Genomic DNA, 13,073 nt, shown 5'->3' with positions numbered 1-13,073 from the left:
ATGATCGTTGATATCGTGTATTCACACAGTCGTCTAAATGCCGCGCTCAAAGAGTTCGGCAATGTATGGCCAAATTTTGTAGTGCAGTCGAAAGTATGGCAGCTGCCGTTATTGGCCGAACAAAAAGCAACCGATCATATTGAAGCTCGAGCTTTAGAAGGCAGCGCGGCGATTCATGCGGCGCTTCAAGCCATGTCGATGTTCGAAAGAATGCCTGGTCAGGCACCTGGTACTGTCATGCGCTTACCGGGGTACTTCGCCCTCAGCGCAAGCGTTCTACATTGGGTGAGAGAGATCAACCAGCTCAAAGATCAACTCATGATGGAGATTGAGAAGACGCGCGTTGAGTTGAATTTGGCGCCGTCGGCACGTTCGAAAATCTTACGCCAGGCGTTAGGTGGTCAAATGAGCATGAAGCAATTGCTGCGTCATATTCAGGCTTTTGATATCTGCCCGCGGCTAATTGTATTCACATGGGCTGGCCATACCACAGGAGGGGAGCGGGTAGCGGTTGGCAAGATCAGGGAGTTACTTGGCAAGACTGCGAAACAACAGGCCATTAAAGAGGGGATTGAGGTTGATCAAACGCTGGCTGGCGCCGAATTGCGACGTATCGTTAACCTGACTGACCAAGCGAGCCTGATCAAATATAAAAAGGTCGCTCCCCATCCGAGGGCAATGGTGTATTTCTCGGAACACTCACGCTACGACGCAATGATTCATAGCAACTTACCCATGTTTGTATTAGCGGGAGATCATCCAACCGACGTACACGAACTACGGAATTTTGACCGGTATGCGCGTCAAGCCCAAAGGCCGGATAAAAAAACGCGCATCGAAGTGATCCCACGTATGAGTCTCTATTTGAACCCTGATGACCTGGTAGGCCAGCGCAAAGCAGATGTGCAGGTAAGCAAATCGAGTAGCGTATCCTCAACCTACTCAGCCGGCGGTCAACGAAAAATACTTAAAGAAACGCCTGACACAGTACAACTGGATCTCAATTTTTTGTTGCCTGATGATCAAAGCTAATCATCGCGCCAACGCTGATAATGGTTGCCCATTCATTCATCAATTGCCGCCGCTTATCTAAAAGATCGCCGCGGTTATACGCGGCTTCTACTTTGTCTTCTAAGGAGTGGGCAAGCGCCATTTCACAAATCTCTCTCGGGAAATTTGTATGTTCGGCAGACCAAGTGCGGAAGGTAGAGCGAAAGCCATGGGGAACGTATTCGCCGGCCTGCAGCTCATCCATGACACGGCGAATAGCGTTCCCGGGCAAACTGCCGGAGCGTCTGGCGTTGGGGAAGACATAGATGGGATGTTTGCCTTGCTGTTGCTCCAAGGTCTGAATGGCGCCTGCTGACAGCGGCACACGGTGGACCTTTCCTGCTTTCATTCTTACTGCATCAATCGTCCATATACCTGCCGCGAAATCGAACTCGGACCAGCGAGCATCGCACACTTCATTGCTCCGGCAAGCTGTATAGATGAGAAGCTCGCACGCACGTGCGGCTGTACTCTCCAGGCTGTCCAGTTGCCGAATAAACGGACCTAGCCGCTCTGCCGGCATGGCACTGAAAGGTACTTTTACGCGTTTTTGACGTGGCAACAATTTATCGAGATGGCTTCTCCAGCGAGCTGGATTTTCTCCTTCGCGCAACATCCTGGCTTTGGCTGCATCAAGCACTAATTCAATACGATTTCGCAGGCGAAAGGCTGTTTCCGGAATGCTGGTCCAGATCGGCATGAGTACATCCAGCACATGCTCGGTTTTGATGCTGCCTACAGGCATTTCCCCTAGTAATGGGTACACATGATCGCGCAGAGAGTTCGACCATTGCTGTACGTGCCGAACGTTTTTCCAGCTTTGACTATGGGTACTGATATACCGCTCAGCTTCGTGGCGAAACGTCACTGACGCGCGCGTTATCAGCGTCTGCTCGTACTGCAGCGATGCCCGTTTAGTTAGTGGATCAATCCCCTGTGAAAGGTCCAGTCGATAGGTGTCGACCGCCAGTCGAGCAGCCTTCAACGAAACCGTCGGGAAGGATCCCAATCCTAAATCATGACGTCGGTTGTTGAGCTGATAACGCAAGATCCAATTCTTGGTGCCATTAACGCTGACGCGCAGAATGAGCCCCCGTTCATCATGATAGCTACCTGGGGTTTCAACTGAACGGAGAAAGGATTGCGTCAATTTGGCCATTTTAGGTGTTGGACCCTCAATTTGTTGGCCGTGGCAAGGCGAAGTCCGAATTATAATGTACGCGGAGTATAAATCCTCGTACATATGCGTTTTTTCCCAACAAAATATGAGATTTTTATACGGACTGTATTCTCAAACCCACACTAGATCCCACACGGTTTACTTGAGCAGCTGATCAACCTCGTACCACTCATCGTTAAAATTCAGAAATCCAAAACGACTGCTGATAGGGAAGTTAATGCCCAACCTGCAGGGATTCAGAGTCGGAAAGCACATGCCTCGCGTCCAGCCAAAACCGTACTGATCGAGTAGCCCTGACTAATTCTGGCAAGGCCCCGTTCTAGACGTACTGAATAGCCGGAATTTGTAGTCGTTACCTGTAAATTACAATTATTTCTAGCTAGCTAGATAGCTAAAAACAGATTTCACGATGCCGAAAACTCTGATTATTAGAAGGCCTAACCACCGTGGGCCGTGATATCAAAGTGATTTCGACGCATCTATACTGGCTTCAGGACATCATCCAATAAAAATTCTTCCGTCTCTTCTGACCTCGTCCTGCAGCCCTGGGACAGACAAGGAACGTTCATGCCCTCCACAACCCCGTACATCACGCTAAACAGTCTCCTCAACTTCAACGAGTCCTCAAGCGGAGACGTGGATACGTTCACGGCCTATACGGACTTCTTGGGACAACCCTCCCGGGCTTTATGGGTCTTGAACCAGCTGGGTACGAACACGTGGACCGGACACATCGAATCTGGCGGCGCTGGTGATTCATCGGACGTCATCCCGTTCAGCATTCCGACGGGCTACGCACTCAGTGGCTATTCGATCACGATTTCCAACGTGCTTATTAATAGCGGATCCGTGTTTGACCTGGAATCAATGTATGGCAATACGGTGATTGAAAGCCGGGCCCTAACAGCCAGTTTCAGTAATAGCAATATCGCCCCGGCGGGCCCTTACAGCCTGGTGCTGGGCGGCGGAACTAACGTTTTCGACTACGTCCTGAGTCTGACGATCATTAAAGTCAACGAAGCGCCGACGGTCATCAACTACGCAAACGACCCGATATTTTATAGCGCAGGCGCTGCAGTCGTTCTGTTTAGCAATGTCCAGGTCAGCACAGTCGAAGCCGGGCAGAACATCAATAATTTCAGTCTGAGCGTTGATGGCGTAGCCGACGGCAGCAGAGAAATTCTGACGCTCGGCGGTGTTGCGGTTCATTTGGCGTCGGGCCAAACCGGTAGCCTGGGAAATGGCGTCAGCTACAGCGTGACCGACAACAACGGTTCTGCCCTGGTCAGCTTGACCATGAGCAGCGGGATCCTGCCTGCAGCCATGCAAGCGCTGTTGGAAACTATGACGTATGAAAACACCAGCACCCAACCGACACTGGGGGATCGTTACGTCAATCTGGTGAGCATCAGCGACGACGGTGGCACTGCCAACACCGGTGTAGATACCGCAGATTTATACGACTACGTTACAGTGACCGTTGCCGCGCCAGCCAACGCCGCCCCGGTCGTTATCAGCACCGGTGGTACTACGGCGTTTTCCGAAGGCAACAACGTAACCTCGACGCCCGTGGCGATCGACAACAGTCTGACCCTGAATGACTCGGACAACGCAACGCTGGCCAAGGCGACCGTCAGCGTGACCGGGAACTTCCACAGTGGCGAAGACCAGTTGTTGTTCAGCAACAACAATCCTTCAACCATGGGCAACATTAGCGCCAGCTATAGCAGCAGCACTGGTGTCTTGGAGCTGACCTCTAATGGCGCAACGGCCACACTCGCACAATGGCAGGCCGCCTTGCGTTCGGTCACTTACACCAACAGTTCAGACGCCCCCAATACCAACAACCGCACCATCAGCTTCGTCGTCAATGACGGGACTTCCGAGAGCGCTACCGGCACCAAAGTTGTCACCGTGGGCAGCGTCAACGATACGCCGATCGTACAGAGCTCAAACGGTGTTACCTCGTTCGTTGAAGGCAGTGGCAAGGTGAGCATCGATAGCAGCCTGACCCTGACTGACCTTGACAGCCCTACCCTGGCAAGCGCCGAGGTCAGTATCAGCGGCGGGTTCGTCGCCAGTGAAGATGAGTTGGTATTCGCCAACGACAGCAGCACCATGGGTAACATCGTTGCCAGCTACGACGCCGCGGGCAGCATGACGTTGACCTCGCCGGGAGCCACCGCCACCCTTGCGCAATGGCAAGCGGCACTGGCATCGGTGTCGTACAACAACAACTCCACGACACCTGATGTTCAAGCACGCACTATCAGTTTCAGCATCAACGACGGTACAGAAAATAGCGCCGTTGCCACTAAAGCTGTGAGCATTGGCCAGGTTAACGACGCTCCAGTCATCACAACTTTATCTTCCGTTGCCACGACGTTCATCGAAGATGGTGGCGCAGTCGTCATCAATGCCGGCCTGATCGTGACCGACGCAGACAACACCACAATGACGGGGGCCAAGGTCGCAATCGCCGACTTCCACGCAGGCCAAGACCTGCTGACTTTTGTCAGCAATAACGCGAGCATGGGCGACATCAGTGCCACTTACGACGCCAGCACTGGCGTGCTGACACTGACTTCAGCCACCGCGGCCACGCTGGCGCAATGGCATGCCGCACTTTCTTCGGTGAAGTACGAAAACACCTCGCAAGCACCCACTGGCGCTCATCGCACGATCAATTTCAGCGTCAACGATAGCACTATCGATAGCCAGGCATTCACACAGACGGTAACGCTGACCCAGAGCAACGACACACCGGTGATCACGCTGGCTTCCGCCACTCAAAACATCCAGAAGGACGCAGCGCTAACCTTCAATGCAGCGAACCACAACCAGATCAGCATAAGCGATGTGGATGCAGGCACCAGCGACGTCAAGGTCACACTGACCGCCACTCATGGCTTGCTCAGCCTGAGTGGTGTAAGTGGACTGACGATTTTGGGCGGAACCGGTACCGACGAAGCGAGCATCACCGTCACTGGCAACCTCACTGACATTAACGCTGCCTTGAACGATCTGAAGTTCACTCCGGCGTCTGGATACACCGGCAGCGCCACGGTCAAGGTCCTGGTCGATGACCAAGGCAATAGCGGTGGCGCGCCACTCAATGCCGATAAAACGCTGGGTATCACGGTCAGTGCCATACCGACCACGCCTGTCACACCTGTTACACCACCGGTCCTGGTCGACGGTGTCGAGACCAGCACCACACCGACCACGCTGCCCAATGGCGAAGCCGGCAGCAGCGTCACGGTTGGCCTGGTCACGGACTCGCGTCAAGACGACACCGGTATCGCCAACACGGCCGACATCAACCTGGTGGGCAGCGGTCCGTCCGCGCCGCTCTCCGCCAAACTCCCGGTCGGCTACGGCCTGACGGCACTGGGTGGTGCGGTCAAGACCGCCGGCAGCAGTGGCGAGACCCTCAAGGCCGCCATTGACGCCGTAACGGCCAGCACCGACGAAGCTCACCAGAACGTTAACGGGCAAAATTTCCTGGACAAATTGTCCGCCTACGCCGCGCTGCTGGTGCAAACCATCACGCCGGTGACGTCAACCACAGCCCCGACCCAAGCGCTGCAGTTGATTGGCTCGGCCAGCAGCACGCAACAAACGGCCCTGGTCATCGATACCCGGCAAATGGACAGCAAAGGCTCGCTGGAGTTGAACAACGTCAACTTCTCGGCCATCGTTGGACAAGCCCAAGTGCAGGGCAATACCGTTGGCCAGGTGCTGACGGGCGATGACGCCAGCCAGAGCTTTATCGTCAATGCCAGCAACAGCTTCGTATTCGCTGGCGGCGGTAGCGATACCTTGCAAATCACCTCCTTCGCGGCGGCCAACAAGACGACGCTGCAAGGCGGACAGGACAACGACATCGTGCAATTCAGCGGTGACCGCTCGCTGTACAACATCGAGCAGCATGGCGGCTTCACCATCGTCAGCAGCAAGGACGACCCGAGCCAGCAGGTAAAAGTCATTAACGTCGAAAGCCTGAGCTTTGCCGACGGCGCTGTTTCGATCCTGACCGACACCACGCAGGCCACCTTGGCGGCGCTTTACCAGAGCGTGTTGGGACGGCAGGCGGATGTGGCCGGTTTCGATTATTGGACCCAGCAGGCAATGAGTATTGGCCAGGTGGCACTGTCGATCTTCAACTCCACCGAAGCCGGCGCGACAGCCTTCAACGGTGAAGCCAGCCATGACATCGCGGCGTTGTATACCGCGTTCTTCGGCCGTACCGCCGACGCAGCCGGGCAGGCCTATTGGACTCAGCAAGTCCAGGAAGGCCACCTGACCTTCGACCAGGTCGCCGATAGCCTGCTAACCTCATTGGAAATGACCGGGCACAATAAAGCGCCTGCTACTTGGGACTTCACGGTCTGACCAACAACAAGGGCAGCCTCGAGGCTGCCCTTTTTTATCATGACTACGTTGGGAATACGGACGCTATTGTTTCGACACAGCGTCTAGCGCAGCGCGCTCTTGCTCACAACAATCCGGCCACCACATATTCCGATCCATTGGTTACTGCCTATTTATCAACGTCGGGCATGGTGGGCACAAAAAATCAGGTATAGCAGGGTTAACATTGCCAATGGACGAGCCCCCTGAAAAACAGGACACCGCTTCCCCCTTAACATAAGGGATAGGCAAACGACTGTGTATATGACTAATAGAAACGATAACGGTGATGAGCTTTGGGGCCAGGAGCGGCTTCGCCGCTGGAGCCCGGAGCAAAAACTGGCCATGGTTCGCGAGAGCTTACAACCAGGGCAAAGCGTCTCGGTAGTGGCTCGGCAAAATGGCGTAAATGACAATCAGCTGTTTCAGTGGCGCAAGCTTTATCAGAGCGGCAGCCTTTCGGCCGTCAGTACTGGAGAGAGCGTCGTGCCCGCTTCCGAGCTGGCCGATGCCCTCAAGAAAATCCGCGAATTGCAGCGGATGCTCGGCAAAAAACCATGCAGGTCGAGATCCTCCAGGACGCGGTGGAGATTGCCAGGTCGCAAAAAGGGGTTGCGCACTCACCCTTGTTGCCGGGGGACGGCTAGTGAAACTGATCAGTGAAAGTCTCGGTGTAGCGCGCTCGCAATTGACGGTTCGACTCAATCCTACTGCCACGCCTGACAGACTCCGTCGCGTGTTGGACGACACCGATCTTGGTCGAAGAAATACGGACTGAAGTCAGTGAATTACTCAGTAATGGCTACCGCCTGATATATGGTTATTCAATATGATTGATTTTGAATCAAATTGATGTGTAAGTAGTCAGGATGAATCACGCCAGGAGTAACCGAGCATGGCAACCACCGCGAAAACCCGATCCGTGACAGCCCACGTCCCTGAGCAACTGGCCCAAAAGGTCGATTTAATGGCTGAGCGCCTAGAACGCTCCAAAAATTGGATCGTCAAGCAGGCTCTGTCCGCATGGATAGATCAGGAAGAAGAACGTAGTCGCCTGACCCGCGAGGCCTTGGCCGATGTTGACGCTGGCCGCGTGATTGACCACCAAGCTGTCCAGGCCTGGGCTGATAGCCTCAGCACTGACACTCCGTTGCCGGTGCCGCACTAATGGAGTTGAAGTGGACAAGTAAGGCGCTTTCCGACATTGCCCGACTGTACGAGTTTCTGGCGTCAGTGAATCAGCCTGCCGCCGCACGAACAGTGCAGCAACTCACGGCCGCACCGATCACGCTGCTGACCAACCCGCGTATTGGCGAACGCCTGGAAGAGTTCGAGCCACGGGATGTACGGCGAATTCAGATCGGTCATTACGAGATGCGTTACGAGATAGTGGACGCCACTATCTACCTACTGCGCCTGTGGCACGCTCGCGAGGATCGGTAGCATGATGAAAGAAGTCGCGATTGGCTGCTGGGCTGGGCCAGGCGGGCCTATGACAGGTCGGACGCCAAGGGCATCAGTTGGCACGACCTTGTAAACCGTCACAGACCGAGCAGCCTGCTTTTGCTGTCCAGCACTGCTTTATACGACGGGTCGTCTAGAGGATTACTGGCCTGCTGGTCAGTAACGCAACTCGAAGCGAACCAAAAAAAATGTAACAAGTAATGCGTATCGGGCCTATTGATACATTGTCGTTTTTTCCTTCGTGTCGTAGCTGCATTGGTAAAGCGTTCAGTAATGATTGTCCCCAGCCAGCTTGATTGGGCAATGAACGCTTTCCGATGCAGCCCCGTAGGGCTGTTCGGGAGTGATAGTGCCCAATGTTTGAGGCCTCAATCGACACGAACCGGTCAGGTGACCTGCGGCAACCGAAGGCGGTTCTATGCCAAGCGATCGAGCCGGGTGAGAGTACCCACTCACATCGACTTGACCGACACCACTTCCACAAACCTGAATTTTCTTCTAGCCAACTTAGTAGCCTCTTGCTCTGCAACTAGGGAGCTCAGCGTATCGGCCTCATGTACCATCTCGTGCATCTTGCCTTCAAATTCATTTCCCACCCGCAGCGTGACTCTCAGCCTGGGCGTGAAGCCTTTTGAGACTTTCTTTTTCGTCGCTGCTTTTACCGGTTGCACGATCAAGACATCAGGAACGGAGTCTTGCACCTGTGAGTTCATTGCGGGCGCAGGCGGCCCAGAATCACCGAATAGCGCCCGGCGCATCTCTTCTTCCGTCAACTCTGTATTCATACCATTTCTCAGAGGGGCGTTATTTATAGCCTGATCGGGGCGAAAGGCTAAACTTTTCCCCGTTTAGGCGAGTGCTGCACAGACTTCGTCGACCACTATGCCAGTGGCCCCTACTCAAATAACCGGGATGAAAGAAATGCCCGTATCTTACGATACGAGCATTTTCTTTAACCGGTCAGCAGATTGCTAGGTTTCACACAGTCTGCTTGAGGCTGCCCTTTTTCATAATGGAGGCGCAGGGGAATACGGACCGCTAATTATTTAGCCAAACGTCCGTAACGGTCTTCGAAGCGCACGATATCGTCTTCGCCCAGGTAAACCCCGGACTGTACTTCGATCAACTCCAACGGCACCTTGCCCGGGTTCGACAGCGAATGCTTGACCCCCAACGGGATATAAGTGGATTGGTTCTCGGAAAGGATCAATTCATTGTCACCACAAATCACTCGAGCCGTACCGGACACCACGATCCAGTGTTCGGCGCGATGGTAATGCATCTGCAGCGACAGGCATTCGCCCGGCAACACGCTGATCCGCTTGACCTGATAGCGTTCGCCCTTGTCGACCGTGTCGTAGTGGCCCCATGGACGGTTTACCAGTGGGTGGGTGACAAACTCTGCGCGCTCTTCGACCAGTAGACGTTTGACCACGTCCTTGACCTGCTGGCTGTCGTTCTTGTTGGCGACCAGCACGGCGTCCTTGGTTTCGATGACGATCAAGTCATCAAGACCGACGGTGGCCACTAGACGATGATGCGATTGAACCAAGCAGTTGCGGGTATCAATGGCCATTACGTCGCCCTCAAGGCGATTTTTGTTGGCGTCGTGTGGGCCAACGTCCCAGATCGCAGCCCAACTGCCAAGGTCGTTCCAGCCGGCATCCAGCGGCACCACTAAACCTGTGTCGGTGTGTTCCATCACGGCATAGTCCACCGACTCATCGGCGCACATCATGAAATGCTCGGATTGCACATGCAGGAAGTGGCTGTCAGCTTCGGCGTGTTCCAGCGCAACGTGGCAGGTGGCCAGAATGTCCGGGCGATGCTTCTTCAGCTCTGCCAGGAACACCGAGGCGCGAAACATGAACATGCCACTGTTCCACAGATAAACACCCGAAGACAAATACTCCTCGGCCATTTCCGGCGATGGCTTTTCCTTGAAGGCGGCGATCGCGAAACCGCCCTGGTCAATCGCAGCACCGCATTGAATGTAACCAAAACCGGTTTCGGCGTGGGTTGGCGTGATGCCGAACGTCACCAAATGCCCTTTTTCCGCATAAACATGAGCTTGAGAGACCGCGTCACGGAAGGCTTTTTCGTCATGGATATGGTGGTCGGCAGCCAGCACCAGCAGGATCGGATCGCTGCCGTTGGCCGTGGCTTCCAGTGCCGCCAAGGCAATGGCCGGCGCGGTATTGCGCGCCAGCGGCTCGAGAATGATCCGGCGGCTGGTCATCTTCGACACCCGCAACTGCTCGGCCACGATGAAACGGTGCTGTTCGTTACTCACGATGATCGCGGGTGAATGCTCCAGCCCCTGCAGACGAGCCAATGTGCGCTGAAACATCGTTCCTTGATCCTGGCCATCGAGGGCAAGGAATTGCTTTGGAAAGCTCTGACGCGACAAAGGCCAAAGACGCGAACCATTACCGCCAGCAAGGATTACAGGGGTGAACATAGCAACTCCGTCTAATTGCTACGCAATGGTAGCCAATTTGCCATTATCAGAGGCCTACAAGGGGGATGCAACTGTTCGGCAGCAGTCAATGGGCACTACCGATAATGGAGCGTAGTGCAAACGCCAGCTCATTTCCCTGGATATAAGCCAAGGTACTGCTGTCGAGATGTCTACCTGGGCACATTGTCTGAAAAAATCATCAGACGCCCTGATAGACTCTGCATGTCATTTAATACGGAAGCCTGTCTATGACACGCACCTTGCTCACCGGCGCCAATGGTTTTGTCGGGAAAATCCTGTGTTCATCCCTGCAACAGGCGGGTCATCACGTCATTGCCCTGACAGGGAACGGGAGTAGTAGTTCGACATTGGCTAACGAGCATATCTCCTGCGATATCCGCGATGCAGCCGCGCTGCGACAAGCTGTGGCGAAGGCCAAACCTGATCTCGTCGTGCATCTGGCCGCCATTTCCAATGTGGCCTTGAGCTTTAAAGACCCATTGCTGACCTGGCAAACGAACGTCATGGGCTGCCTCAACTTGCTTGAAGCCCTACGTTTAGAGGCACCTAAGGTGTTCGTTCTATTCGCGAGTTCCTCGGAAGTCTACGGTGCCACGTTCAAGCAAAGTATTCCGCTGGACGAGGGTGCTCCATGCCAACCGATGAACCCGTACGCTGCCAGCAAGCTCGCCGCTGAAGCCGCCTTTCACGAGTACTTCCGCCAAGGCATGGCCGGGGTGATCGTGCGGCCGTTCAACCATATCGGCGCAGGTCAATCGGCTGAGTTTGTCACGGCCTCGTTCGCCCGCCAGATCGCCTTGATTGAAGCAGGCCAGCAACCGCCTCAAATGAAAGTTGGCAACCTGCAGGCCGAGCGCGATTTCCTGGACGTACGCGACGTATGCGCCGCCTACCTACAATTGCTGAAACTTGCTGACCAGCAAGCAAATTATCCACGCTGCTTTAATATTTCCAGCGGCCAGCCGCGCAAGATTCAGACAATACTCAACGACCTGCTAGATCTGAGTTCTCAAAAAATCGAAATCGTCGAAGACCCAGAGCGCATGCGCCCTTCCGACATCAGTAGCGCCAGTGGCAACAGTACAGCGATCTGTCAGTTCACTGGCTGGCAGCCTGCAATAGACCTGAATGACACCCTCACCGATCTGCTCGCCGCATGGCGTGCCCAGGCAAGTCTGACCTCATGAAGCTTCTGCTCAACATCGAATCATTGATTCCACCGCTGACTGGAATCGGAAATTACACTTTCAATCTGATCGAGCAATTGCAAGCCGAAGACATCGAAGAGATCAAATGTTTTCTGGGTTCTACCTACTGCACAACTGAGCAGGCCCTGGCCAATTGCGTCAGCGCCAACAGCCAGTATGTGATTACGGAGAAAGCCGTTGGGCCGAAATTCAACCAGGCCAATCTACGGGCCTGGCTGCGGCGCTGGACCTTCGTCTATCGCGCTCGGGAAATTTTGCGCAACGCCCAATTGCGCCTACGGACCAGCCAGCTACGCGGTTATGTCTATCATGAGCCAAATTTCATGCTCAAGACGCATAGTGGCCCTAGCGTAGCCACTATTCATGATCTTTCATTCATTCATTACCCGCAGTTCCATCCGCAAAAGCGGGTGGACTGGCTCAGCTCACAACTGCCAAAAACGTTGGCACGTGCAGACTTTCTGATCACGGATTCAGACGAGATTCGCAACGAACTGATCAGCGACTTCGGCGTTAGCTCCAACAAAGTACGGACCGTGTATTTGGGGGCGGCCGAGGTCTATCGGCCGAAAACCGCCGAACAAACCCAACCGGCACTGGAGCGCTACGGCCTGAAACATGGCCGCTATGTGCTGTTCGTTGGGACACTGGAGCCACGAAAGGGCGTCGACACACTCATCGACGCCTGGTGTCGCTTGCCCAAGGCACTGCGCGAAGAGTTTCCATTGGTATTGGCCGGGGCACCGGGCTGGCATAACGAGGCACTGAACAACCGCATCAAGGCACTAGAAGTCAGCCACGGCCTGCGTCAGCTGTCTTTCGTACCCGGCAATGACCTGCCGACGCTCTATGCAGGGGCAACGGTATTCGCGTACCCATCCTTATATGAAGGATTTGGTTTGCCCGTACTGGAAGCCATGAGTTGTGGCGTACCGGTGATCTGCACTGCCGATACATCCATGGCCGAGTTCACTGAAGGCAGTGCACTGTTGGTAGACCGTGGTAATCATGAGCAACTGACCGAACACCTGAGCGAACTGCTGGCCAACGAGTCGTCTCGCAACGCCTTCGCAGAGGCCGGCCTTGCACGTTCAAAATATTTCTCCTGGAAACGCTGCGCCCAGCAGACACTGGAAATATACCGGGAGGTCACTCCTTGAAATCTTCAGGCCACCGGAGCAACTTGAGCGCGTACGTTTTAAATGAGGCTGAAGGCGCTCTTCACCACGCAGTAAATGCTCCTGAAAGTCACTCATGTTAGGCTCCGCCGCCTGAT

General features: G+C 54.5%; 9 protein-coding genes and 1 pseudogene. 7 read left to right on the top strand and 3 right to left on the bottom strand.

Annotated elements, in window-relative coordinates; genetic code table 11:
* Entirely contained in the window at positions 1-1,032 is a 1,032-nt protein-coding gene (locus K5E40_RS28970; protein WP_221733663.1) for a DNA replication terminus site-binding protein, read from the top strand.
* Here the strand turns inward: K5E40_RS28970 and K5E40_RS28965 are convergent.
* Positions 1,001-2,209: a site-specific integrase gene (locus K5E40_RS28965; protein WP_221733662.1), complete on the bottom strand. Its 1,209-nt coding sequence runs from the start codon at positions 2,207-2,209 to the stop codon at positions 1,001-1,003. The two genes, K5E40_RS28970 and K5E40_RS28965, sit on opposite strands and share 32 nt — an antisense overlap.
* A gap of 588 nt (positions 2,210-2,797) precedes the next feature.
* Here K5E40_RS28965 and K5E40_RS28960 point away from each other — a divergent pair.
* The 4 genes and pseudogenes from K5E40_RS28960 to K5E40_RS28945 all read left to right on the top strand — a co-directional run bounded on the left by K5E40_RS28960 (position 2,798) and on the right by K5E40_RS28945 (position 8,086).
* The gene (locus K5E40_RS28960; protein WP_221733661.1) at positions 2,798-6,625 is read left to right on the top strand and encodes a DUF4214 domain-containing protein; all 3,828 of its coding nucleotides are present in this window, start codon (positions 2,798-2,800) and stop codon (positions 6,623-6,625) included.
* Between the two features lie 282 nt (positions 6,626-6,907).
* Positions 6,908-7,464: pseudogene (locus tag K5E40_RS28955) on the top strand (transposase); the annotation flags it as partial.
* 74 nt (positions 7,465-7,538) lie between these two features.
* On the top strand, positions 7,539-7,811 hold the full coding sequence (locus K5E40_RS28950) for a CopG family ribbon-helix-helix protein (RefSeq protein WP_221733660.1): 273 nt from the start codon (positions 7,539-7,541) through the stop codon (positions 7,809-7,811).
* Entirely contained in the window at positions 7,811-8,086 is a 276-nt protein-coding gene (locus tag K5E40_RS28945) for a type II toxin-antitoxin system RelE/ParE family toxin (protein WP_221733659.1), read from the top strand. The genes K5E40_RS28950 and K5E40_RS28945 overlap by 1 nt, the downstream gene beginning before the upstream one ends.
* A gap of 473 nt (positions 8,087-8,559) precedes the next feature.
* On the opposite strand, the gene K5E40_RS28940 is transcribed toward K5E40_RS28945, so the two are convergent.
* On the bottom strand, positions 8,560-8,892 hold the full coding sequence (locus tag K5E40_RS28940) for a hypothetical protein (protein ID WP_221733658.1): 333 nt from the start codon (positions 8,890-8,892) through the stop codon (positions 8,560-8,562).
* A 257-nt stretch (positions 8,893-9,149) separates the two neighbouring features.
* A complete protein-coding gene (locus K5E40_RS28935) occupies positions 9,150-10,568 on the bottom strand; it encodes a mannose-1-phosphate guanylyltransferase/mannose-6-phosphate isomerase (protein WP_221733657.1) in 1,419 nt (472 codons plus the stop codon).
* A 248-nt stretch (positions 10,569-10,816) separates the two neighbouring features.
* Here K5E40_RS28935 and K5E40_RS28930 point away from each other — a divergent pair, with 248 nt between their 5' ends.
* Positions 10,817-11,776, top strand: a complete 960-nt coding sequence (locus K5E40_RS28930) for a GDP-mannose 4,6-dehydratase (protein WP_221733656.1) — start codon at positions 10,817-10,819, stop codon at positions 11,774-11,776.
* On the top strand, positions 11,773-12,957 hold the full coding sequence (locus K5E40_RS28925; protein WP_221733655.1) for a glycosyltransferase family 1 protein: 1,185 nt from the start codon (positions 11,773-11,775) through the stop codon (positions 12,955-12,957). The genes K5E40_RS28930 and K5E40_RS28925 overlap by 4 nt, the downstream gene beginning before the upstream one ends.
* Positions 12,958-13,073: the final 116 nt, after the last annotated feature.

It is taken from the genome of Pseudomonas baetica, from assembly GCF_019733355.1.
In the GTDB taxonomy this organism is placed as follows: domain Bacteria; phylum Pseudomonadota; class Gammaproteobacteria; order Pseudomonadales; family Pseudomonadaceae; genus Aquipseudomonas; species Aquipseudomonas baetica_A.
This window is presented reverse-complemented; position numbering and strand designations above follow the sequence as displayed.

What these genes read in the sequence shown, in the direction of transcription:
- K5E40_RS28950 (WP_221733660.1), top strand. Translation starts at nt 7,539, where the DNA reads ATGGCAACCACCGCGAAAACCCGATCCGTGACAGCCCACGTCCCTGAG.
- K5E40_RS28970 (WP_221733663.1), top strand. Translation starts at nt 1, where the DNA reads ATGATCGTTGATATCGTGTATTCACACAGTCGTCTAAATGCCGCGCTC.
- K5E40_RS28960 (WP_221733661.1), top strand. Translation starts at nt 2,798, where the DNA reads ATGCCCTCCACAACCCCGTACATCACGCTAAACAGTCTCCTCAACTTC.
- K5E40_RS28930 (WP_221733656.1), top strand. Translation starts at nt 10,817, where the DNA reads ATGACACGCACCTTGCTCACCGGCGCCAATGGTTTTGTCGGGAAAATC.
- K5E40_RS28945 (WP_221733659.1), top strand. Translation starts at nt 7,811, where the DNA reads ATGGAGTTGAAGTGGACAAGTAAGGCGCTTTCCGACATTGCCCGACTG.
- K5E40_RS28925 (WP_221733655.1), top strand. Translation starts at nt 11,773, where the DNA reads ATGAAGCTTCTGCTCAACATCGAATCATTGATTCCACCGCTGACTGGA.
- K5E40_RS28935 (WP_221733657.1), bottom strand. Translation starts at nt 10,568, where the DNA reads ATGTTCACCCCTGTAATCCTTGCTGGCGGTAATGGTTCGCGTCTTTGG.
- K5E40_RS28940 (WP_221733658.1), bottom strand. Translation starts at nt 8,892, where the DNA reads ATGAATACAGAGTTGACGGAAGAAGAGATGCGCCGGGCGCTATTCGGT.
- K5E40_RS28965 (WP_221733662.1), bottom strand. Translation starts at nt 2,209, where the DNA reads ATGGCCAAATTGACGCAATCCTTTCTCCGTTCAGTTGAAACCCCAGGT.